This window comes from Agarivorans sp. QJM3NY_25 (assembly GCF_050870875.2).
Lineage (GTDB): Bacteria > Pseudomonadota > Gammaproteobacteria > Enterobacterales > Celerinatantimonadaceae > Agarivorans.
This window is the reverse complement of sequence record NZ_CP194041.2, coordinates 3,096,007-3,117,478: the sequence shown is the minus strand read 5'-3', so window position 1 is coordinate 3,117,478 and position 21,472 is coordinate 3,096,007. Positions and strand designations below refer to the sequence as shown.

At 44.5% G+C, this 21,472-nt stretch carries 19 protein-coding genes; 8 read left to right on the top strand and 11 right to left on the bottom strand.

Annotated elements, in window-relative coordinates:
- Nucleotides 1–281 precede the first annotated feature (281 nt).
- The gene (gene hutC, locus ACRRSW_RS14230) at nucleotides 282–1,037 is read right to left on the bottom strand and encodes a histidine utilization repressor (protein ID WP_432452564.1); all 756 of its coding nucleotides are present in this window, start codon (nucleotides 1,035–1,037) and stop codon (nucleotides 282–284) included.
- A 157-nt stretch (nucleotides 1,038–1,194) separates the two neighbouring features.
- Between hutC and ACRRSW_RS14225 the strand changes: the two genes are divergently transcribed.
- Nucleotides 1,195–2,565 carry a formimidoylglutamate deiminase gene (locus ACRRSW_RS14225; RefSeq protein WP_432459669.1) on the top strand — a complete coding sequence of 457 codons (1,371 nt, stop codon included), beginning with the start codon at nucleotides 1,195–1,197 and terminating at the stop codon, nucleotides 2,563–2,565.
- 315 nt (nucleotides 2,566–2,880) lie between these two features.
- On the opposite strand, the gene ACRRSW_RS14220 is transcribed toward ACRRSW_RS14225, so the two are convergent.
- The 4 genes from ACRRSW_RS14220 to ACRRSW_RS14205 all read right to left on the bottom strand — a co-directional run bounded on the left by ACRRSW_RS14220 (nucleotide 2,881) and on the right by ACRRSW_RS14205 (nucleotide 6,741).
- On the bottom strand, nucleotides 2,881–3,246 hold the full coding sequence (locus ACRRSW_RS14220) for a hypothetical protein (protein WP_432452566.1): 366 nt from the start codon (nucleotides 3,244–3,246) through the stop codon (nucleotides 2,881–2,883).
- A 3-nt stretch (nucleotides 3,247–3,249) separates the two neighbouring features.
- Complete coding sequence (locus ACRRSW_RS14215) at nucleotides 3,250–4,272, bottom strand: hypothetical protein (protein ID WP_432452567.1); 1,023 nt, start codon at nucleotides 4,270–4,272, stop codon at nucleotides 3,250–3,252.
- A gap of 423 nt (nucleotides 4,273–4,695) precedes the next feature.
- Nucleotides 4,696–6,057, bottom strand: a complete 1,362-nt coding sequence (locus ACRRSW_RS14210; protein WP_432459668.1) for an alpha-amylase family glycosyl hydrolase — start codon at nucleotides 6,055–6,057, stop codon at nucleotides 4,696–4,698.
- A gap of 114 nt (nucleotides 6,058–6,171) precedes the next feature.
- Nucleotides 6,172–6,741: a TetR/AcrR family transcriptional regulator gene (locus tag ACRRSW_RS14205; RefSeq protein ID WP_432459667.1), complete on the bottom strand. Its 570-nt coding sequence runs from the start codon at nucleotides 6,739–6,741 to the stop codon at nucleotides 6,172–6,174.
- A 168-nt stretch (nucleotides 6,742–6,909) separates the two neighbouring features.
- On the opposite strand from ACRRSW_RS14205, the gene ACRRSW_RS14200 reads away from it, so the two are divergent.
- The 7 genes from ACRRSW_RS14200 to ACRRSW_RS14170 all read left to right on the top strand — a co-directional run bounded on the left by ACRRSW_RS14200 (nucleotide 6,910) and on the right by ACRRSW_RS14170 (nucleotide 15,689).
- A complete protein-coding gene (locus ACRRSW_RS14200; RefSeq protein ID WP_432459666.1) occupies nucleotides 6,910–7,899 on the top strand; it encodes a transposase in 990 nt (329 codons plus the stop codon).
- 607 nt (nucleotides 7,900–8,506) lie between these two features.
- Complete coding sequence (locus ACRRSW_RS14195) at nucleotides 8,507–9,388, top strand: helix-turn-helix domain-containing protein (RefSeq protein WP_432459665.1); 882 nt, start codon at nucleotides 8,507–8,509, stop codon at nucleotides 9,386–9,388.
- A gap of 210 nt (nucleotides 9,389–9,598) precedes the next feature.
- Nucleotides 9,599–10,831: an MFS transporter gene (locus tag ACRRSW_RS14190; RefSeq protein WP_432459664.1), complete on the top strand. Its 1,233-nt coding sequence runs from the start codon at nucleotides 9,599–9,601 to the stop codon at nucleotides 10,829–10,831.
- Nucleotides 10,832–10,943: 112 nt separating this feature from the next.
- Nucleotides 10,944–12,977, top strand: coding sequence for a TonB-dependent receptor (locus ACRRSW_RS14185; protein ID WP_432459663.1), 2,034 nt, complete (start codon nucleotides 10,944–10,946; stop codon nucleotides 12,975–12,977).
- A gap of 85 nt (nucleotides 12,978–13,062) precedes the next feature.
- Nucleotides 13,063–14,184, top strand: coding sequence for an SIP domain-containing protein (locus ACRRSW_RS14180; RefSeq protein WP_432459662.1), 1,122 nt, complete (start codon nucleotides 13,063–13,065; stop codon nucleotides 14,182–14,184).
- Nucleotides 14,185–14,640: 456 nt separating this feature from the next.
- Complete coding sequence (locus tag ACRRSW_RS14175) at nucleotides 14,641–15,138, top strand: hypothetical protein (RefSeq protein WP_432459661.1); 498 nt, start codon at nucleotides 14,641–14,643, stop codon at nucleotides 15,136–15,138.
- A complete protein-coding gene (locus ACRRSW_RS14170) occupies nucleotides 15,135–15,689 on the top strand; it encodes a hypothetical protein (protein WP_432459660.1) in 555 nt (184 codons plus the stop codon). Before ACRRSW_RS14175 ends, ACRRSW_RS14170 begins: the two co-directional genes overlap by 4 nt.
- 187 nt (nucleotides 15,690–15,876) lie before the next feature.
- Here ACRRSW_RS14170 and ACRRSW_RS14165 read toward each other — a convergent pair whose 3' ends face one another.
- From ACRRSW_RS14165 to ACRRSW_RS14140, 6 genes are all read right to left on the bottom strand, one after another.
- A complete protein-coding gene (locus tag ACRRSW_RS14165; RefSeq protein ID WP_432459659.1) occupies nucleotides 15,877–16,575 on the bottom strand; it encodes a TapB family protein in 699 nt (232 codons plus the stop codon).
- 376 nt (nucleotides 16,576–16,951) lie between these two features.
- Nucleotides 16,952–18,124, bottom strand: a complete 1,173-nt coding sequence (locus ACRRSW_RS14160) for an acetyl-CoA C-acyltransferase (protein WP_432459658.1) — start codon at nucleotides 18,122–18,124, stop codon at nucleotides 16,952–16,954.
- Entirely contained in the window at nucleotides 18,121–19,395 is a 1,275-nt protein-coding gene (locus tag ACRRSW_RS14155) for an ArgE/DapE family deacylase (RefSeq protein ID WP_432459657.1), read from the bottom strand. The genes ACRRSW_RS14160 and ACRRSW_RS14155 overlap by 4 nt, the downstream gene beginning before the upstream one ends.
- Nucleotides 19,392–20,039, bottom strand: a complete 648-nt coding sequence (locus ACRRSW_RS14150; RefSeq protein ID WP_432459656.1) for a 3-oxoacid CoA-transferase subunit B — start codon at nucleotides 20,037–20,039, stop codon at nucleotides 19,392–19,394. The genes ACRRSW_RS14155 and ACRRSW_RS14150 overlap by 4 nt, the downstream gene beginning before the upstream one ends.
- On the bottom strand, nucleotides 20,026–20,721 hold the full coding sequence (locus ACRRSW_RS14145; RefSeq protein ID WP_432452582.1) for a CoA transferase subunit A: 696 nt from the start codon (nucleotides 20,719–20,721) through the stop codon (nucleotides 20,026–20,028). Before ACRRSW_RS14145 ends, ACRRSW_RS14150 begins: the two co-directional genes overlap by 14 nt.
- Nucleotides 20,718–21,464 (bottom strand): amino acid ABC transporter ATP-binding protein, encoded by a 747-nt coding sequence (locus ACRRSW_RS14140; protein WP_432461121.1) that lies wholly within the window; start codon nucleotides 21,462–21,464, stop codon nucleotides 20,718–20,720. Before ACRRSW_RS14140 ends, ACRRSW_RS14145 begins: the two co-directional genes overlap by 4 nt.
- Nucleotides 21,465–21,472 lie beyond the last annotated feature (8 nt).

Sequence of the window (21,472 nt, the reverse complement as noted above, 5' to 3'; positions counted from 1 at the left end):
CTGTGGAAAAACCGATGCGAGTAAACCTAATCGGGTCAATATGGTGGGCCACTTGTGCGGGAGTGAGGCAAAGTTATCTGGATGAAAGCTCGCCATGTGCATCAATTTTTGAGGAAATGCTAGGGAAATCACTCATTAATACTGCGGTAAGCTTTTGCTGCAATGCGCTTATTGTTTGGTCTTTGCAATGCGTCGTGAGTGGGACTTGCTGGTTTCACTCAGCAATAATCCGCACATACGATAAAAATGTCTTGAAAAATCCCCTAAAGCTCAGTGCTCATCTAGCGATGAAAGTGACCAAATAGTTGGAATCTTGAGCTGGGAGATAATAAGCGAGCAGTGGTCACCAATTGTTCCTTGGACCAAGTGCGACGCTTAATTTGCAAGCAGGGTTCGCTGGGGTCGATTTGCAATAACTGACACTCTTCAGCGCTGGCCATCACCGCCTCAACCAAATGTTCACCCTCAGTCATGGGGGCGACCTTCATCAGGTAGTCATAGGTGGTATTCAATTGAAAATCTTGTTTATCGTAATCAGGCGCAAGGCTGGCGTTTACCACTCGTTCTTCTAGTTGGATCGGTAGCTCATTTTCGAAGTGTAAAATAGTCGCTCTAAAAATGCTGTGACTGGTTCTCACCCCTAGATTCATCGCCTCTTCCATGGTGGCTTTGGTACGGGTGATTTCGATTAATTGAGCACGGTGCTGGTGTCCGCGAGCGGCAATTTCATCAGCAATATTGTGTACTTCGAACAGCGCCGAATGGGCTTTTTTTTGCGCGACAAAAGTGCCAACCCCTTGTTGGCGAATCAGGATGCCTTCATCGGTCAGTTCTCGTAGGGCGCGATTAACCGTCATGCGGCTGATATTGAGCGCCTTCACCATCTCTGATTCTGAAGGCACCCGCTGGTCGGCCTGCCACTCTCCGCTACTTATTTTGTGGCAAATGGCCTGTTTTACCCGAGCATAAATTGGCGCTGGAGAATCTTCAATTGATTGAGATAGGCTGTGCATGATGCTGCTGGCGGTCTCTACCATAGGGGGTCCTGTGTCATAAGCGATAGCGGAACGAATGTTTGGATTATACCCAGTAATGCGCTGTCATCACAGTATAGGGATCGTAAAAAAATTATCTTGTATATACAATATGGCTTCTATTACACTGAATTCATCCAATGAATTGCGAGAGAAGGCTATGAGCAGCCAAGTTTATTTTGCCGAGCAGGCCTTGCTCCAACAAGGTTGGGCGCAAAATGTTCGTATTGAGGTACTTGACGGAGTGATCCTGCGGATTGTCCAAAATAGTCATGCCCAAGATGCCACGGTCCTGAGTGGACCAACCTTACCTACGCTTGCTAATCTTCACTCGCACGCCTTTCAGCGGGCGATGGCCGGGATGGCCGAGGTGAGCCTTAAGGCAAACGATAGTTTTTGGAGTTGGCGTGAGCTGATGTATCGCATGGTTGGTCAGTTGAGCCCGGATGATGTGCGGATCATTGCCACCCAGTTATACATTGATTTGCTCAAGGCGGGTTACAGCCAGGTGGCAGAGTTTAATTATTTGCATCATCAGCAAAATGGTCAGGCTTATGCACAGCTTAACGAGATCAGCCAACAGCTGCTTGACGCCGCCGATACCGCAGGTGTCGGTTTAACCCTATTGCCCGTGTTATATAGTTATTCTGGATTTGGCGGTCAAGTACCCAATGCAGGGCAAGCCCGTTTTATTAATAGCAGCGAACAATACTTAGCGCTACATCAAGCTTGTGAGCAGTCGATTGCGGGCAAGCCCTTACATCAGTTGGGGATCTGCTTTCATTCACTGAGAGCGGTCAGTCCCGAGCAAATCAAGCAGGTGATGGCAGCGCTTCGCAGCCCCATGCCGATCCATATTCATATTGCAGAACAACAAAAAGAAGTCGCAGACTGTTTGGCTTGGAGTGGTCAGCGTCCGGTACAATGGCTGGCCAACGAAATTGGCTTAGATGAACGTTGGTGTTTGGTGCATGCCACCCATTTAACCGAGCAGGAAATGCTCACGCTGGCACGCAGCCAGGCGGTGGCGGGTTTATGCCCCAGTACCGAGGCGAATTTAGGCGATGGAATCTTCCCCGCCGCTGACTATATACGGGCGCAGGGACGTTGGGGCATCGGCTCCGACAGCCATGTAAGCCTGTCACTGGTGGAAGAATTACGCAGCTTGGAATACGGCCAACGACTGCGTGACCAGCAACGTAATCGGCTGTATAGCCAGAGTCAAAACCATGTTGGCGACTTTTTATTCGAGCAAGCTCGTTTGGGAGGCAACCAAGCGACGCAGGTACAATTGGGTTTGGCCAAAGGTCATCGCGCCGACTTTATGGTGCTCGATCATCAGCATCCATTTATTGCCGCCAGCAAGCCTCAGGATATCCTCAATCGCTGGCTATTTGCCTGTAATGAAAACCTGATCCGTCATGTCTATGTAGCTGGAAAACCAGTGATCTGCGATTTTCAACATCCTCAACAACAAGCCGCACGAACGGAATTTACCGCCTTGCTGAGCCGCTTATTTAAGGCAGTTTAAAGCCTTGGCTGCGTGAGCCGCAGATGCTCACGCTCACCGTTCATGAGTGTGGATCTCCCAAGCGTTTTAAGCCGGTTGCTTCCTCAAGAAGCGCCAGTGATGGAGCGCTCATATGTCGCACCTTGGCTAGAGCTTATATGGCTGTTCACCAAATGTGGTGGAAAGACTTTCAACAAACATTAATAAGCGAGGTAATCGGTAAACGTTCATTGGCAAGATAAGCAAATAGCAAGACACATAGGTTCATTCCCGCTGGGTCAAGTTAGAGCCAGCAAGTTTTTACAATGTTATTACTTTATTGTGGACGGCCTGACCTCAAATGTCATAGATTTCCATAATTACGCCGCCAGCCACCATTAAAGCGAAACTCAACATGAACCAACAAAAAGCAAAAACAAATAGATTACGAATATGCTTTGGAACATGGTCTCTTTTTTCTAGCATCCCATAACGTTTCGCATGGAAAGAGCTTAAAAATACAGTGGCGTATTGTAAAACGCCTTGACCCGAGAAAAACATGTTTAAAGAGTAAAATCTTACTCCATCATCAAGTTCATCTTCTAAATATATCAGCCATTTTGACTTCAAGTAGGCTACCAACCCAAGCCAGAAAAAAACACCAAAACAGCCAGCCATAAAACAAATAAGCGAAATTTTTGATAAAAGGGTAATTTCACTCATAATTTACTTAATTCCATTCCATTTATATAATTCTTCGCCGAATGATTCGGCTTTGTTACCTGCTATTTTGCCACTGGCATAACCACCAGCAGCACCTGCAACAACAGAACACCAAAAAAAGCTTGTTCCTCCTGATGGCAAACCAAAAACTAAAGAACAAGTAGCCCAGATACTAATAGCTCCGCCTGTGGCTCCCCCTGCAATACTGCCTGCCGCTTTCATTGTATTTTTATATTTAGCTTTAGTGCACGTTGCCTCATTAGCAAGCGAGCAAGCTTTTTGTATGTTAGAAACGGCATCAACTCCGGTTAAGGCAATTCCTACGTAGCCAACACGTTTTAGGTGACGAGCCATTTTGGCAACTGTTTTATAGTTTCTTGCAAAGTTAGGAATAGTGGTTGCGTTTCCGGGCTGTTTACGCCACTGATGGACAATACTTTTACTACTTAAGCCTAAGTTACTACGAATATCTCCAGCGACTATATGACGACCGAGTGTTGGTTGTCCAAACCGATTTAGAGCAGTGTTTAGCCTTTGAAAATGCACTTTTCTTTTAGCAAAGAAACCTTGGCTATTTAAGTTACCGGTTGAGTTATAGCTACTCACGTAAGAACGCTCTAAGTCTTTTAATATAGCTTTTACTTGGTTAGTGTGTGCATTCCATGTGGTATTGCTCACGCCTAATAGTAAGCCATTGTAGCTTGCTACATTCGACAAAAAGTCATATCTCTTGGCTAATATTTTTCGTTCTGAACTATCGAGCATTAATAGCGTTTTATCAACTGCGTGCGCAATTTCTAAAAAGTCAGCTTCTTCTTGCGTACATTGATTACTATTGGCAGGGGATAGCAACACAATTTGGCCAACTTGCACCTTATCGTTTTTTAGGTGGGCGTTAACCATCTTGAAGTGGTCATAAACCAGTTGATTCGGAGAGTTATACATAATCATAATTAATTGGTCGATCGACATCGATTTTTCAACAATGTGTATAACTTTGTCATGTACTCTAGTTGGTGAAGACACGGGCTACCCTTTATATAATTGGCTATTTTTATAGAGAATTTAAGACACTCTACAGTAATTGATAGATAAGTAAATAAAGGTGGTGTGAAGAGTACAATTATTGAGACACCCACACTAACTCGTTGGACAAAATCCCTTTGCTAGCGTAGTGGGGGTAGGGCAATCACTGCGACATTATAAGCGCCAACACCAGCAACAACGGATTAAAGGCATGGGTGCCGCCAAGCGCTGGCTTGATGTTAGCTAAATATTGACAACCTAACTTCATTCCCTCTGAGTTGGTATTTAAGCTTCTCTCGAATTGTGATACGGAGACACCCATTCCAGTACTTAACCAAGTGTCTAGAAGTACAGCTAGGGATCGCCGCATCAAACCACACATAGTTTTGCCATAGAAACCAAGTTACAATTCTAAACCCCCGATTATTCTAGGACTTTGAGCACACGTCCCCAACATCCTGGAATTTCGAGAGAGAGTTCGCCGTGATGACACTGAAAACACTGCTTATGATTAAGCAGGTCAAGCACAGTTTGTCCTAGTACGGCGATTGGGATGTGGACTGTTACTGGTTGCTGACATGTATTCACAACCACGATTATCTTTTCCTGCTCATATTGCCGGAGAAAGGCAAATTGCTCCGAGGCCACAAACAACTGTTGGTAGGTCCCATGCTGTAACGCCGGAGATTGTTGGCGGAGATAACTGATATGAATAATAGCGGCTCGTAAATCAGCGTGCTTTTGTGTTCCCATGGACTCCAATTGGAGTTCTGGGCGTAAGTTGTGGTCGCTATTATGTTGTCTTTCTCCTTCTAAGCCCCATTCACTCCCATAATATAGTGATGGGACTCCTGGAATAGTAAACAGCAAGATATACAAGGGATAGAGATGCGCTGGATCATGTAGTGTGGAGGCTACACGATTAACATCATGATTATCGGCAAAATTATATAGGTATAGACCGCGGTAAATGCCATGCTCTTGGTTGAAAAGACGGTTCAGAGAATAGGCTATCTCAAAATAATTGTGATCATTATGGCTAGAATATAGTCCTTTATAACATTCATAGTTTGTGGTTGCATGTAACATATCTGGGTTTGCCCACTGCGTGTAATCACCATGAATAACTTCACCCATTAACCAAAAATCTTTCTTTATTTTTTTTGTGTACGAGGCGAGGCGTTTCATGAACTGCTTATTTAACACGTCAGCGACATCTAAGCGCAACCCGTCAATTTCAAACTCTTCTATCCAGAGACGTACGGCCTTAAAGAGGTGTTCCTCTACCTGTGGATTGGTGACGTTGAGTTTGACCAAATTGAAATGGTCATTCCAACCCTCATAGGAAAACGGATCGCCGAAGGGACTGCGTTGCTGAAAATTGATCTCGCAAAACCACTCCGTAAAGATTGAATGTTGTTGATGTTGCTGAAGATCCTGAAACGCAAAGAAATCACGACTGACATGATTAAATACGCCATCCAGCACAACTCGGATATCGTGTTGATGAAGGTGTTTAATAAGCTGTTTTAAGGTCTCGTTTGTACCTAATCGACGATCCAGTTCAAAATAATTAACGGTATCGTACCCATGAGATTCTGACTCAAAGATGGGTCCCAGATACACGGCATTTATGCCCAATTCCTTCATATGGGGGATCCATTCACAAATTTTAAACAGTCGTTCTTTATTTTGCGAATGATAGTCATTGTGCTCAGGGGCTCCGCAAAACCCGAGTGGATAGATATGATAAAACACGGACTCTTCATACCAGGCATGAGTCATGGTTGTTCTCCTTATTAAGTACGTACCGTTAGGTATATAAAAGTGGTAAAAAAAATGGATGCCTTGTTCAGTTTTCTCCCAAATAAAGCATCGGTTTAAATAGTGTTTTACTTATCATGAAAAGATCCCATACATGTACTGCTGACAGGCAATATGGGCTCTTTCGTCATTTAAAGTAATCTGACGATCATAGAAATTTGTAGTGATATAGGCATTGACCATCCCCAAAAACGTCACAGCGTAACGCGTGCTGCGGCCCCGCATATTTCCATGATCCTGTTCAGCACTGCGAAAGATGTCTTCAAGGATCGCATATTGCTGTTCAACAAAAGGAAATATTGTCTTTCGGGCTTCGCTTTGTTCGGATGAATACATCAGTGATAAGGCGAACCGATATAGATCTGGTGATTTCGTGGCAAAACGGAAGTATGTTTTCACAATATTCTCTAAGGTGAGCGTCATATCGCCAGAATAGACCGCATTGTGCGCCAGACCTTCGAGAAACGGGTCAAAATACTGTTCTAGCAATGTTACAAGTAACCCTTGTTTGCTGCCAAAATAATAGTACAGTGTGGGTTTCTTCACGCTCACGGCCTCTACGATTTTTTGGATCCCGACATTTTCATATCCATTTGCCGTAAATAACCGTAAAGCGGCTGATAACATTTCGTCTTTTTTATTCATGTGTCATATATACCGATAGGTATACACTGCGTCAAGGAAAAAGTATGGAATTGATGAAATTCTGTAACATCCAGACAATAAGAACAATAAGCGAGACATCCATACCAACTAGCGACCCCATTATTAATTATCTAAATTGTCAATAGATGTTTTTTGGGAGTTTTAGTTATGCCTCGTTCAAGACAATCGCAAGTGAGCTTAGCGGATACTCTTTATTATCATTGCGTTTCGCGCTGTGTTCGTCGTGCTTTTTTGTGTGGTGAAGACCAACACACTGGTAAGAGTTATGAGCACCGGCGTCAATGGGTAGAAGACTATTTACTACAACTGGCAGCGGTGTTCGCTATTGATGTTTGTGCTTATGCTGTTATGAGTAATCACAGTCATGTGGTGTTGCATGTTGATAAGGAGCAAGCCGAAGCGTGGTCGATGGATGAAGTGCTAGAGCGCTGGCACATTCTGCACAAAGGTACCTTGCTGACCCAAATGTACCTTAATCCTCAAGTTCGTTTACGACTTGATGAAGCTCAATTACAAGCCATCAAAGATACTGCGGATATGTATCGCGCTCGCCTCTATGATTTAAGTTGGTTTATGCGCCATTTGAATGAACACATTGCTCGAGAAGCAAATAAAGAAGATAAGTGTACAGGTCGCTTTTGGGAAGGCCGCTTTAAATCACAAGCACTATTAGATGAAGCTGCGCTTGCAGCTTGTATGGCTTATGTGGACTTAAACCCCATTCGCTCAAACATGGCCTCTACGTCAGAAACCTCAGACCACACCAGTATTAAGCAGCGTATTCGGCAAGCTAAGCAAGGTCAACAACCTAACGCGCTGATGCCCTTTGCTGGCAATCCCAGTGAAACCATGCTCAAAGGCTTACCCTTTGAACTACAAGATTATCTGCAATTGGTGGAACTCACTGGTCGAGTTATTAGAGAAGATAAACACGGTTATATCGATGATGCGCAAGCGCCTATTCTGCAACGCTTACAAATTGACGAAGAAAGCTGGTTAGCTTTGAGTACTGGCTTAGAAAACTACTTTGCTAGCGCGGTGGGGACAGGGCAATCACTGCGACATTATAAGCGCCAACACCAGCAACAACGGATTAAAGGCATGGGTGCCGCCAAGCGCTGGCTTGATGTTGGCTAAATATTGACAACCTAACTTCATTCCCTCTGAGTCGGCATTTAAGCTTCTCTCGAATCGCTGTGCTTGCTGCTTTGCTTTTAGTGGCTTTTCGCCGTAAAAACATAAATTCAAAGCTGCTCTTTTCTACGTTTGGCTGTTTCTTATTGGATGAGTTGTAATGCTTGTTACCTGATGGAAGTGATTGAATAGTATTTTAAAATGGCTGTCTTTTTATTATTTTTTTAAAATGGCTGTCTTTTTATTATTTTATTAGAACGCCAGACAAAACCACAAAAATCCGCCAGTAATGACATCCGATTTGAACTTTTAAAACAGGTCGTCAACTGCTCTTATCTGATCGGTATTCGCCAACTAGGCTTCTTTGTGTAAAACGCGCATTTATTGTGCGCAAAACAGTAGTACGATTAAGCCGGGCTTGGTGGTGGAAACCCTAAGTTAATTGGCTGCGAAGACTCACCGATATTAGCCACTTGGCCGATTATGTGCGCTGGGCCTAGCATAAATTCTAGTTGCGAAAATCCAATATATCTGGTAATTAAATACTAATGATAATTATTACCGTTAAGGTTGTTGTGCGTTACCTACGACTTTATATGAGGGCAGTACTTTGGAAAATCTCTCTATTCGGAATGTATCTACATTCGAACACTTAGAATTGGACGCTCATTCACAAAGCTGGGTACGGTCTATCAACCACTGTTTTACAGAGGATACGACAGTTGAAAATGCCTATTTGCCAGGGCTTTACATCACCTTACTTGGTCAGTGTCAGTACAGTACGCCAAATAGCCCCCAAGAAAAACTGGATAACTACAATTATCACTATGCGGTTGCATTAGCCGATGAACCTTGCACCAGCAGTGTAGTGTTTCCTAGTAACGCTACTTGGCAAACCCTGTCGATTATGCTGCCTCTTGCCCAGCTTCATGAGTATGGTATTAGTTCCGTGTCCGAGGTTGCCCATCACTTTAGACCTGAAGCAAGGATCTCCGAACTGGGCGCTATTTCTGGTGACATTCTGAGATGTTGTGAGTCAGTGTGGCAGTGTGAATTTAAAGGACTAGAAAGGCAGTTGTTTATCAGAGCAAAAGCTTTTGAAGTGTTGTCTTTATTTCTTCATAAACGGCGCGAAGACTCCCAGTACGGTATGTCATCTCGCATGTCACAATTGCGTGAAGCGCTTAATCATGTTGAAGATAACCTTGACCAAGATTGGACTTTGTCTTCACTGGCTCGTCTTGCGGGGAGTAATCAAACCTATATTAAGCAAGACATTAAAGGTTTGGTGGGAACCAGTTTTCGCAAGTGGCTAAATAAAAAACGACTCAACATTGCGCTTGAACGATTGTCTGGCGATGCTCCCATCCATCAGATCGCTGATGATATCGGCATCAAAAGTCAAGCCTACCTTGCCACCTTATTTAAAGCTGAGTTTGGTCTAAGCCCCAGTGAATATCGACAGGCGCTATTGTTAAAGAGAAGCGCTTAAAATTGTCTGTTTTCAAAAGAAACATGACCCCATTTGAAAGCGCTCAACGACCTACCTTTTATAATACCTGCTTGATGTAAACAGTGTTACTTATGCAACACATTCGTATTACGCGATTACCTTGGAAGAATAGCATCGTGTTACCCAAGGCTAGCTGCTCACTAAGACAGCATTAGCCGTCATGTCACAAAAGGAAGTTGGTTCCATTCAATGCTTAAGACTAAACACCCATGGATAATGCTCGCCAGCATATATATCACTCAATATATTGGTATTGCCTTCATACTTTCTGCGGCCATGGCAATTTTACGTCAGCAGGGTGTTCCTCTCGACAAGTTAGCGTTGCTTAACCTCGCTGTTTTACCCATGGTGGGCAAGATATTTTATGCACCGCTGATTGATAAATATAAGCTCTCGTTACAAGGAAAGTACCGTAGTTGGTTAATTCTTTCTAACCTTGGCATGGTCTTGCTGTTGCTTATCATCGGAACCATGGATGCCTCACAGGGCTTTTTAGGCATACTTGGAGTGATTGGCTTATATGTCTTTTTTATGAGCCTACAAGATGTTTCGGTCGACGGTTTATCTTGTAAGTTATTTTCAATGAGCGAGCGAAAGTTTGCGAGTAGTGTGCAGTTTTCGGGAAACTTGCTCGGTAATATTATTGGTGGCGGTCTATTACTGATCTTTTACCCGTGGTTAGGATGGCAAGGTTCGTTTGGGGTATTGGCGGGCTTAACCGCACTCGCATTAATTCAAGTTTGCTTATTTAAAGAACCGAATACAACCAACAATGTGAGCCAAGAGAATCATCAATACCTGTTCAAGGATATTAATGGCTTTATGGTAAAGCATAAATCATGGTTTGTTGTTTTAGCGCTTTATCCCTTTGTGTCTACATGGGGCTTTGCGTTACTTAATCCTATTCTTGTTGATGGCGCTTGGTCGTTGGATGAGATAGGTTCGTCGATCAAAATTTTCGGCTCCATCGTTGGCGTGTTCTCCGCTATGTTGGCAGCCCCGTTAATCACGAAACTCGGTCGACAAAAAGCACTTATTAGTGCCCTTGTTTTACAAATGGCAGGCTTGTGCCTAATTATTTTACCTGCCTTTGGTTATACCGATAAAGTCACGGTTTACCTTGCCATCGTTACTCATTTCGTTAGTTTCCCTGCTTTGCTTGTTATTTCATCAACCATATTTATGGACAACGCTTCGGTTACCTCTCGTAAGGCTACATTTTTCACCCTGCAAGCCAGTTTTGCGTCGCTACTGGGCTTTGTTTACTCGTGGTTAAGTATGGCGGTGGCTAAACAGCTTGGTTATGGCATGACGAGCCTGTTGGGTGCGGTTATTTCTCTTATTATTGTCGGTTTAGTATGGATTTTATTATACAGGCAAGGTCCCGATACCCGTCTTCAACTCGATAATCAATGTAACTAACCAGCCTTGAATAATAGAGATCATTTTCATTTTTAATAGCTTTGCTAAATGCAAAGTTAAAACATTCATTACAATTTTTAATTTATTTCATTTTATTTGGAAAGGAAGTCTTATGATGAGTCATTGCCAAAGAAATATTCGAGCCAGTTTGTTTTATTCTCGGTGCTTATTGGCGTGTGTTGTTAGCAGCATGGCATATTCTTCAATATTGAGCGCGGAACCGGTATCGCTTGAAACATACGTGGTCACGGGTGAAAAAAGAGATAAAAACATCAAGGATGTCCCCACTGGTGTCACACTTATCTCAGGCGAGCGTTTAGAGTCTGGAGAATATAAAGAAGCCAAAGAGACGGCGGTATTGGCGCCTAATGTTATCGCCGATTCGTTTAATAATATCTCGATACGGGGTATTTCGGGCGGTGGAGCGGCCACCGGGGGACTCGCATATTTAACTGGGGCTCGCGCTAGAGTGGTGAGCGTGGTGGATGGTGTGACCCAAGATTTCTCTGGTTATAATTTTAACCCTGTTTCTGTTTGGGATATCGAACAATTAGAAGTGCTTCGAGGGCCTCAATCGAGCAGTCAAGGTTCTAGTGCTATTGGTGGTGCGCTGGTGATCAATACCAACGATCCTACTTTTTATCGCGAAGCCGCGTTTAGAGGCGGTTTTGAAAATTATAAAAATGGCAATATGAATTATAACCTTGGCCTTATGTCATCGGGGCCCTTGCTTGAAGATGAACTGGCCTACCGAGTGGTGATTGATGCTACCACTGGAGAAGGCTGGTTAAATTACGATACTAATGGTTATGATACGCCGAATCTAAGTGAGTCAGATAACCTTAACGCTAGAGGAAAATTGCTGTGGCTGCCTACCCATATCCCTGCTTTGTCTGCAAAGCTCACTCTTAATTATCATAATAATCAAGGGGAGCATGCTAACTTTGCCAGTAATACCGATGAGGGCATTGCCTCTAAGACATTCTCCTTAAATGGCTCTAACGAAGTGCGTTTGCAAGACTCTAAAGCGGACTCTATTGCGACAGACATTGATTATCAGATCAATGATAGCTTAACTAACTCGTTGCATATCAGTCGCAGTAGCGCTGACATCCATGACGATGCCTATTCGACAGGCAATACCTACGATATTAACAATGAAACTTATGCCTTGGAGAATCGGCTGCTACTCAGCGAAAACGAGTCGGCGCTAACCGGGGTTGTTGGGATCTTTATTTCTCATAAAGATGCTTCTCTTGCTACCTCTAACTTTACTATTGCAACCGAATATCAAACCACAACCAGCGCCTTATATGGGGAGGGAACATATTCACTTTCGCCAAAATACAGGCTAGTGGCGGGCGTACGGGTCGAAAATGAAGACGCAGACAAGACCAGTTCTACAGCGTTTTCTGGGGGCGATAATAGTCAAAACGACAGTGAAACCTATTATCTGCCGAAGCTGAGTTTGCTCTATGACTTGGCCGACTCAACCACTCTTGCTGCAACAGCCAGCAAAGGTTACAGCCCTTCCGGTTTAGGGATTAACTTTTTTGGCGAAGAATATAGTTATGATAGTGAAACGGTATCGGCATTTGAGCTAAGCAGCAAGAGTATATTTGTCGGTGGAAGCGTATTAAATGCCAATTTGTTTTATAACGATTACAAAAATTATCAAGCAGGAACCAGTGGTTTTACCATTGAGAATGTCGGCAAATCTTATACCTACGGTTTAGAGCTAGAGGGCTCCACTTGGTTGACCAACAATCTAGAAATAACAACGGCGATTGGTTTGCTAGACAGTGAAATCAGTGATGATGAGTCATATCAGGGAAATCAGCTCACCAATGCGCCAAAACTGAATGCGAGCCTTGGTTTCACGGTGTATATCGATGAACGTTGGACTTTGGGTGCCAACGCCACTTATGTCGGAGAGTACTACTCAGACTTAGAAAATACCGAGACATCTGTCGCTGGTGATTATGCTCTGCTTGATGTTCGCGCGAGTTACCGAGTAGGAGACTTCACCATTAATGCCTATATTAAAAACCTCACCAATGACGATGCGGTTTCCTATCGTGCTGGCGCGCTTGCCTCGGTTGGTCAGTCACGCACTATTGGCATGAGTGCCATGTACCGTATGTAGATTGATTCGTCACAATGATTCGTTTTTTCGCAGAGCTTTATTTTAAGCTCTGCTCGTTTAAGCCCAGCAGAAGTACGAAAAACTCATGAGCAAGTCACCAACCCCCATTCGCGATGTTGACCATAAAGTCGACATTATTGACCACGTTAATCAAGACCACCCCGAGGAGTTATTAGCCATTGCTAAAAGCCATGTGTCGGATAAACAAATTGTATCGGCAAGGGTTAAAGATATCTTTCAAGAGGGGATTCAAATTGATATCGCATTTGCAGTTAAATCGGCTCAACACACAATACTTGTACCTTTTGAAATAGAGGGCAGTTTAGAAGAAAGAATTCTCTATTTAGCTTACGCGAGTATTGTAAAGCAGGGGCTTGACTTTTCGGGCAATGGTAAGCAGTTTTTTGAAGTGCTTGATAAACAATGGCTCACCGCCAATATCATTCGCTTGACCGTAAAAAGTGACATGCCTTTACCAGAATACTATCCAGGCTATGCCTATGCTTTGGTGTTAAAAGGCATGCAAAAAAAGCGGGCAAATTCGGTCCAACAAAGTACTCAAAAACATTGCTTAAAGCGTATAGCTGACCATCTGTTTATTTGGTTAATGAAGCACCTTTCAACGAAGAATCGTGAAAAACTGTTATATAAAGCCAATAAAAATGTGCGGCTTTACACCTTACGTAAATCATGGAAAAGCAGTGATTCCGCCCCTTTCCCCGACCGTGGGCAGATAGATATTTATACGCATGGCAATAGCGCGGGGAGCCAGTGGGCAGAGCGCTTGAGTATCGGTGATGTATTTATGAGTCGTTCACAAACCCAAGACCAACACCCCCATTTAGCCAATGGTCAAGCTCTGATTATTGCTGATGAAACGGCATATCCTGCGGCGGCGGGTATTATTGAACATTGGAGTAATGCATTACCGCCAGTGGTCATTATATTAAGTGCCAACAAAGAGCAGCAGAACTATTTTTCTGAAGACAGCCTTCCTCGCGGCGCTCAACTTCACCGAGTGGTTTGTGCAGAACAAGAGCAAGCCACAGAAGTGTTACGCATATTACGCAGTCTCGATAACATCGATGCGGTATGGGCTGCGCTAGAGTCGTCTTCAGCGACAAAAGTACGACACTACCTGCGTAATCAGCGCCATATCAAGGGAAAAAATAATCACACCAAAGCTTATTGGAAGCTTAAGTCATAAGGTTTCACTATTTAAGGCTAATTACATTGCCTGCAGCGGCATCTTTAAATGCCGCTAATTTTTGACGGTAGGCCACCTGGCTGTCGCCGTATTTGCGTAATAATCAGACATATATAATTTCTATTTGGAGATCCCTTCGCAGTTATGCCCTTGCCATTCGCTAGTCCTTAGCGTTTAATAATCAAAGTCTTATTAAGCGGTGACCTTCCAACAGCGGACTTTCACTTCATGAGTTCATGCCCATGCTGGTTGTACACAAAAAGCTGCACTCGGAATTATTTTATTACGCTCGTTTTTATGAAATGCACTGCGCTTCATTTTTACACAAAACGCTCTCCGTAAAATAATCCGGTGAGCTTGGGGGGTCTAGAAGTCGTGGTAGGGATCGGCCTGTAACTTGGATTAAAAATAGCATAAGTGGTCAGACAAGAAAGCTTAGGTGTTTGAGGGATGAGAATGAAAAGCGGCAAAAAGGGGTTGAAAACAGGCACTCGCTTTAAAAGGGTGAAAAAAATTTTATTTCGAGTCGTGATCGCTCTGGGTCTCTCCATCGCCCTGAGCATTGCGCTTATCGTTTATACTCCGCCCATATTTACCGTAGCCTTAAATACCAGCTTAGCGTTATTGCCAGAGCACAAATTTGTAAGCTACAGGGTTCAGCCAAAATCTGAGTTGGCTGAGCGTTGGCAGCTGAGTACCTCTTTTTCTAATGATGATGCGCTGTTACAAGCGCTGAAACAAGGTTTGCCTGAGAGCCACGATAAAAGTACTTTTTTTGCGCGTATGTTTGTGGTTCATGATTATCCGCAGCCTTGTCAGTTTATGATTTTCGGCCTGCACCGGAGTATCGATATAAGCTGGCAGGTCGAAGGGCTGCGCTGTAACAGTAAGGCCAGTTGTGAAGTGGCTCGAGTCCAACATATTTGTCCTGAACGTAAGAGACATGACAAATGAAGGCAAAGTTAAAACTGGTGCTTTGGATTGCGATAGCCTTGTTGGCGATTGTCGGGATGCAAGGTTTAAGTAGCAACTATAGCTTGAGTGATATGCGGGCCGTGGTGGATGCATATTATTGGTATATTCTGCCGGCTTATACTTTGGTTATTTTTCTGCGTGGGGTACTTTTTATCCCGACTATGCCCTTGATTCTGTTAATGGCAAGTAGTATCGATCCGCTGCTGATGTTTCTTCTTACTTTGGTGGCATCTTGTAGCTCCGCCTATTTGGTTTGTCTGGCGATTGATTACATGGATATGCAAAAGCGACTGGAAGCCTTGCCTAGCAAGAGTGTGCAACGAGCGCAGCGCTGGGTTCGCTCTTTTGGTGTTGCGGCGATTGCCGGATGGGCTTTTTTCCCTTTGGTATTTACCGAGCTGATTGTCTATCTCGCGCGCTTGGCCGGTTTACCGCGACGACAGATTGTGATGGCGGTTGGTCTTGGCGAAGGCTTGTTGATTAGTGGGCTGATTGTTGTCGTCAGCTGGTTTACCAGCGTGGCACAGTGAGCTGACTTTCAAGGCTTACTCGGATGCGCTAGAGCTTGCTTGATGAGATGTTTAAAACGCTACCTTTAGGCCGAGCCTGATGGCTGCGTTTTTAATGGCTAGTGCGGGTGGAGCGAGGAGACTTATCTCCCCATTTTTTAACCAGCTGTATCATCGTTTAAATATTGAAATAAACACCATTTGGAATTTACATTTTGACGCCATTGAGCTCTGCTTCAACCAGTTTGCTAATAGTTCCATCATTTGATACTTGAACTTCCACTCCGTAGTTTGCTGCATACCAGATGATAGCCTTACTATCAGCCGGAGAGCCGTCAGGTAATGTCATTGAATAATTTTGTTCAAATTTGCATGTTTTGAAGCTACCAGCAGGAACAGTGATGTTTTCAAAGCCTTGAAATTCAGAACTAATGTTGATCACAAATTCTTGGTCAACCCCCGATGAGTTGTTTACGATCATGGTAATGGTTTGACGATGAATATCACCTTTATCTACGTCAAATCGCATTGAGGTACCAGGCGTATAGCTCAATTCGTTTTCATTTGCATTATCAGTTTCGCCCAACATGATTTGTTCTTTATTCCCTTCATCGATGAATAAATAGGCGTTATCGGTGACGTTATTTTCGGTTGTTTGAGCGAGCAATGCAGGCTGGCTCCGGTAAGTTGTTTCTTCAATCACTTTCGTTAAACTGGTCTCAATGGATCCATCTTGCGCGACCATGCTGATAGTCTGTGTTGCACCGAGCTCATATAAATCTTCATTAAAACAAATGGAGGCATTCTCGATATCGATGTTTTTTACATCGCCACTCTCGCTATTGCTACTACCACAACCCCCGATTGAAACCGCTAACATAAAGAATGGTAAGACTGTAACTTTCATTTTAATTCCCTTAATAAGTCAATATTTTTTACACAATGCCGCTGATTAAAAGAGAGTACCTTTGATGAGCGGCTAATCAGTGCTCATATTATTATTTCTCTGGCTGGCAAGCGCTGGGTGAATAGAGTCACGTTACGGCAGGGCTTTGACATCATGTCACTCTCATATTAAGAGTGACTGCCAGTCGAGAAGCATTGAAGTATACGCCTGATTTATAAAGGATTACAGCTCTATAATGTTCTATGTGAACAAAACGTTAGTAATTTCTCTCTAGGTTTTTTAGCATTGCTGAATGACTCGAAAGTAACGGTGGTTGCATATCCATGGAACAAACTGTTACATGGATATGGGGAATATATGATCAATGATATGGATTTTAGACTCGCTCGATTAACATCGCGATCCCTTGACCGCCTCCGATACAAGCGGCAGCAACACCGTAGCGAGCTTGTTGTTGGTGTAAGGTTCGAGCAAGTGTGCCAACTAAGCGAATACCACTGGCTCCAAGGGGATGGCCGAGGGCGATGGCTCCGCCGTTTATATTTAGCTGTTCATGGCTAATTCCCAATTGTGCCATTGCATAAAGTGGTACGATGCTAAATGCTTCGTTAATTTCCCAGCAATCGATTTGCTCTGGTTTTAGCTTCGCCATTTGCAGCACTCGCTGTATCGCGGGCACCACACCTTGTCCCATAAGTTCTGGTTGAGTACCTCGATCGGCGCAAGCAACTATTCGAGCGAGTGGTTGAGCATGATGCTCCTCTAAAGCTGACTCCGTCATTAACATCATCAGCGCCGCACCACTGGTTAAGGGGGAGCTATTCCCAGCGGTTATATGACCGTTTTCAGTGAATACCGGTTTAAGCGCTGCGAGTTGGCTGAGGCTGGTATCGCTTCGAATGTTGGCATCCTGTTCAAATACGGAGTCATGCTTGGTATGGATCGGCAGAATTTCTTGGCTTAAGTAACCACTGGCTTGGGCATTGGCTGCACGTTGGTGTGAGCTTAAAGCGAATTCGTCCATAGTGTTTCGGTCGCACTGTGTTTTTTTCATCAAGGCTTCTGCTGTGAGGCCCATATTCATCACGACATCCATTTGATAACGATCGGCGTAATGTTCTGGAATCGTGAGAATACCTTGCTGAAATAACGAGGGGCCCATGGGGATCCGAGTCATGTTTTCATAGCCTCCGGCGAGTGCGATATCGGCTGCCCCCGAAGCTAAAATTAATGCACTGGAACGGATTGCTGAGATCCCGGAACCACATTGCTGGTCGATACTTCTGCTGGCACACTGATCGCCTAATTGGCTTTGATAAAGCGGATAACGTCCACCAAAACTCCACTGATCTTTAACACTGAGTGCGCAGCCGAGCGATAGGTCATCCACCTTATCTGCATTAACCGCGGTTTCGATTAACGCATGGTCGATCAGTTGTGCCAAAAGTGTATCGCCACGTATTGGCGCTAAGGCGTCAACCTCGGATTTTTTAGGGTGGGCTCGACTAAAGGCAGTTCGTTGATAATGACTTAGATAAACAGCTTTCATTTTTTCTCCAGTTGACACCAGCGGCTGATAAAGAGAGCGTAGGTTTTTAAGGTGTGGCGAATGGATTCGATATCGACGCACTCATCAACGCCATGAATGTTCTTTGCTATTGGCCCGTAGCAGGTTCCAGCGGTTCGACTATAGAAGTGGAATGCGCGTAAGTCGGTGGTACAAGTGGATAAATAATGCTCAGGTTCTTTTCCTAATAATGTGTGATGACAGTTAGCAAGCAAGCCGACCCCTGCATGGCCAGTATCCACGATATGTCCTTCAGAACGAAAGCCATGAAACCGCAGGATCGGTTTTTGACTCACAAAGGCTTTATCTTTTAAGGCCGCTTGTTCAATACAATCGTTTACCCGTTGCATGATATCACTGGCACTCATGCCAGGCGGAAAGCCGATCCGTCCTTCCATTTCGGCATGTGCAGGAACACTCGAAGCCCAATTACCGCCTTTAATTTTACCAATGTTCAGGTTAAACGGTTGCGCAATTTGATCATAGGGTGCTGGTCGTTCGAGCTCATTAAGTTCAGCTTCTAGCGATTTTAACCAAGGAATTAATTTTTGTATTTTCTCGATGGCATTGTCGCCGGCTGATGTATCTAAAACATGGGCGGGTCGGCCTCTGACCAGCAGTTTGAACCATAAGACACCAACTTGAGCGGCATAAATTTGTGGTCCGAAGGGTTCTGGAATTAGCACGAAGTCGCCGCCAAACCCTTGCTGTAAACATGCCAGAGCGCCATTTCCAGAGCACTCTTCTTCGACCACGGCTTGAATAATTAACGGTGATTTAATTGCATACCCGGCGTGCTGAATGGCATGTACCGCAAAAATCATTGCGGCGACGCCCGATTGCATATCACCTGCGCCTCGACCATATAACCAACCGTCCTTTCGCCATGGTTGATTAGGAGCCTGAGTCCACATGTCTGCTGGGTCTGCGCTCACGACATCGAGATGACCATTCAGTACCAGCGTTTTACCTGGAGCGCCTTTGTTGAGTTGACTTACCAGGTTGTATTTATTCTCATGATCCCATGGCACGGGGGCATAGAGGGCGTGACCGCACATATCACTATGCTTCATTGCGACACGTTCCACCGGAAGTTTTAAGGCGCAGAGCTGTCTTTCAACAATATCTAGAACACCTTGCTCATGGTTGAGTACACCGTATTGTCGGACCATGTCTTCGGTGAAAGAGAGGGTATCTTCGAAGAGTTGCTCGCAGCTATTGAGAATGGCTTGTTCACATTGATTAAAGCTCATAGCTCACCTATTTGTTCTGGAATGATAAGATCAGCTTCGGTGAAGTGAATCAGCTGCTGTAGACTTATGTCTCTGGCTTTTTCTCTAAGCACTAAACCCTGCGGGGTCACATCCATCACCGCCTTATCTGTAATAATCCGCGATACACAGTGTCTTGCGGTAAGTGGTAATCGGCACTGCTTTAGAATTTTAGGCTGGCCTTTTTTGTCACAGTGGGTCATCAATACCACAATACGCGGGGTTTTTTGTGCAAGCTCCATCGCGCCGCCGATGCCCGGCGAAAAACGCCCCGGGATCTTCCAGTTGGCTAAGTTACCGGCTTGGTCCACTTCAAACGCCCCAATCATGGTTAAATCCAGTTTTGCACGTCGGATCATCGCAAAAGATACAGCACTATCGAAATAGCTACTGCCGAGACAAGTTGAAATATAGTTCCCGGCGGAGTCTATCACGAAGGGGTCTATATCCTCCGGTTTCGGTTGTTCGGCGGCGCCGAGCACGCCATTTTCGCAATGGATTAAAATGTTTAATTCCTTTGGTAAAAACTCGACAACTTTAGCTGGTAAACCAATCCCAAGATTGATGACGGTGTCGGCTTGTATCTCGCGCGCGGCTCGTTCGACGATTCGACTAATATTTGACATGGTGAGAAAGTGCTCCGTATTCATCAGATAATGCGGCTAATGGCACTAAACTGCTCACAAATACCGATGGCGTATGAATGTGATTTGGATTAAGGCTCCCGGGTTCTTGGCAATCAGCGGTTTCCACAATCACATGGTTTGCTGCCATTGCCATTAAGGGACTGAAGTTGATCGCCGACCCCTGATACATTAAGTTGCCGTAGTGATCGGCTTGGGCTGCGTGCAATAAGGCAAACTCTGCGCTTTGCGCCATTTCAACTTTATAGCGCTGTCCTTGCCATTCCAAAAGCTGTTCCGGTAAGGTGATTTCTGAATCGAGCCCAATATCAGATAAAAAGCCAAAGCTGCCGGCTCCGGCAGTACGGATCTTTTCGGCGAGAATGCCTTGCGGGTGAAATTCAACTTCTAATTGGCCGCTGTTCATCAAGTCGATCACCGGTTTATTTAAACCTAGATGGGTGGTAATTAGTTTATCGACCTGACCATTTTCGATAAGTTTACTGATCCCAATACCACTCTCGTTGGCATCGTTTTTGATTAAGGTTAAATGACGCTGCCCTTGGCGTAATAATTCGTTGATCAGGGTGAAAGGGGTTCCTGGGCAACCAAAACCGCCCACCATAACCGTCGCACCCTCGGGGATTACAGCAATTGCCTGCTGTAATGTTTGTTGTTTGTTCATGAATGAATGCTCGCTAGAAATTGCTGGGTTCGCTGATGCTGAGGATTGCCAAATAATTGCTCTGGTGTGCCGTCTTCAACGATGTAACCACCGTCCATAAATATGACGCGGTCAGCAACTTTTTGTGCAAAACTCATTTCGTGAGTCACAATCAGCATGGTCATACCATCGCGAGCCAACTGTTCTATAACCGCCAGTACTTCGCCCACCAGTTCGGGATCGAGAGCCGATGTGGGTTCATCAAACAACATAACCGCTGGGTTCATCGCTAACGCTCGGACAATCGCAACGCGCTGCTTTTGACCACCAGAAAGCATGTCTGGATAGGCATTTTGTTTGTTGGCTAAACCGACACTTTCCAGTAATTTGATGGCTCGACGAGTCGCTTCTTGGCGGGCTTGTTTGAGCACAATAGTTGGGCCTTCAATTATATTTTCGAGGATCGTCATGTGCGGGAATAAATTGAAGTGCTGGAAAACCATGCCTAAGTTGGTACGAACTTTACATAAATGACGCTCGAGCATTTTTCCGTTGAGATTATCGTCATTTACGAGCGTGTTATTCACGATAATGGTACCTCCGCTGGGGGTCTCCAAATGGTTCATGGTACGCAACAGAGTGCTCTTGCCTGAGCCGCTAGGACCAATGATGACAATCACTTCCCCTGCGTTTACATCTAAGTTGACCGAACGAAGCACTTCTAGTTGGCCATAGCTTTTCTTTAGGGCGTTGATTTTTACAATGGAGTTGG

What these genes read in the sequence shown, in the direction of transcription:
- hutC (WP_432452564.1), bottom strand. Translation starts at nt 1,037, where the DNA reads ATGGTAGAGACCGCCAGCAGCATCATGCACAGCCTATCTCAATCAATT.
- ACRRSW_RS14225 (WP_432459669.1), top strand. Translation starts at nt 1,195, where the DNA reads ATGAGCAGCCAAGTTTATTTTGCCGAGCAGGCCTTGCTCCAACAAGGT.
- ACRRSW_RS14220 (WP_432452566.1), bottom strand. Translation starts at nt 3,246, where the DNA reads ATGAGTGAAATTACCCTTTTATCAAAAATTTCGCTTATTTGTTTTATG.
- ACRRSW_RS14210 (WP_432459668.1), bottom strand. Translation starts at nt 6,057, where the DNA reads ATGACTCATGCCTGGTATGAAGAGTCCGTGTTTTATCATATCTATCCA.
- ACRRSW_RS14205 (WP_432459667.1), bottom strand. Translation starts at nt 6,741, where the DNA reads ATGAATAAAAAAGACGAAATGTTATCAGCCGCTTTACGGTTATTTACG.
- ACRRSW_RS14200 (WP_432459666.1), top strand. Translation starts at nt 6,910, where the DNA reads ATGCCTCGTTCAAGACAATCGCAAGTGAGCTTAGCGGATACTCTTTAT.
- ACRRSW_RS14190 (WP_432459664.1), top strand. Translation starts at nt 9,599, where the DNA reads ATGCTTAAGACTAAACACCCATGGATAATGCTCGCCAGCATATATATC.
- ACRRSW_RS14185 (WP_432459663.1), top strand. Translation starts at nt 10,944, where the DNA reads ATGATGAGTCATTGCCAAAGAAATATTCGAGCCAGTTTGTTTTATTCT.
- ACRRSW_RS14180 (WP_432459662.1), top strand. Translation starts at nt 13,063, where the DNA reads ATGAGCAAGTCACCAACCCCCATTCGCGATGTTGACCATAAAGTCGAC.
- ACRRSW_RS14175 (WP_432459661.1), top strand. Translation starts at nt 14,641, where the DNA reads ATGAAAAGCGGCAAAAAGGGGTTGAAAACAGGCACTCGCTTTAAAAGG.
- ACRRSW_RS14170 (WP_432459660.1), top strand. Translation starts at nt 15,135, where the DNA reads ATGAAGGCAAAGTTAAAACTGGTGCTTTGGATTGCGATAGCCTTGTTG.
- ACRRSW_RS14165 (WP_432459659.1), bottom strand. Translation starts at nt 16,575, where the DNA reads ATGAAAGTTACAGTCTTACCATTCTTTATGTTAGCGGTTTCAATCGGG.
- ACRRSW_RS14160 (WP_432459658.1), bottom strand. Translation starts at nt 18,124, where the DNA reads ATGAAAGCTGTTTATCTAAGTCATTATCAACGAACTGCCTTTAGTCGA.
- ACRRSW_RS14155 (WP_432459657.1), bottom strand. Translation starts at nt 19,395, where the DNA reads ATGAGCTTTAATCAATGTGAACAAGCCATTCTCAATAGCTGCGAGCAA.
- ACRRSW_RS14150 (WP_432459656.1), bottom strand. Translation starts at nt 20,039, where the DNA reads ATGTCAAATATTAGTCGAATCGTCGAACGAGCCGCGCGCGAGATACAA.
- ACRRSW_RS14145 (WP_432452582.1), bottom strand. Translation starts at nt 20,721, where the DNA reads ATGAACAAACAACAAACATTACAGCAGGCAATTGCTGTAATCCCCGAG.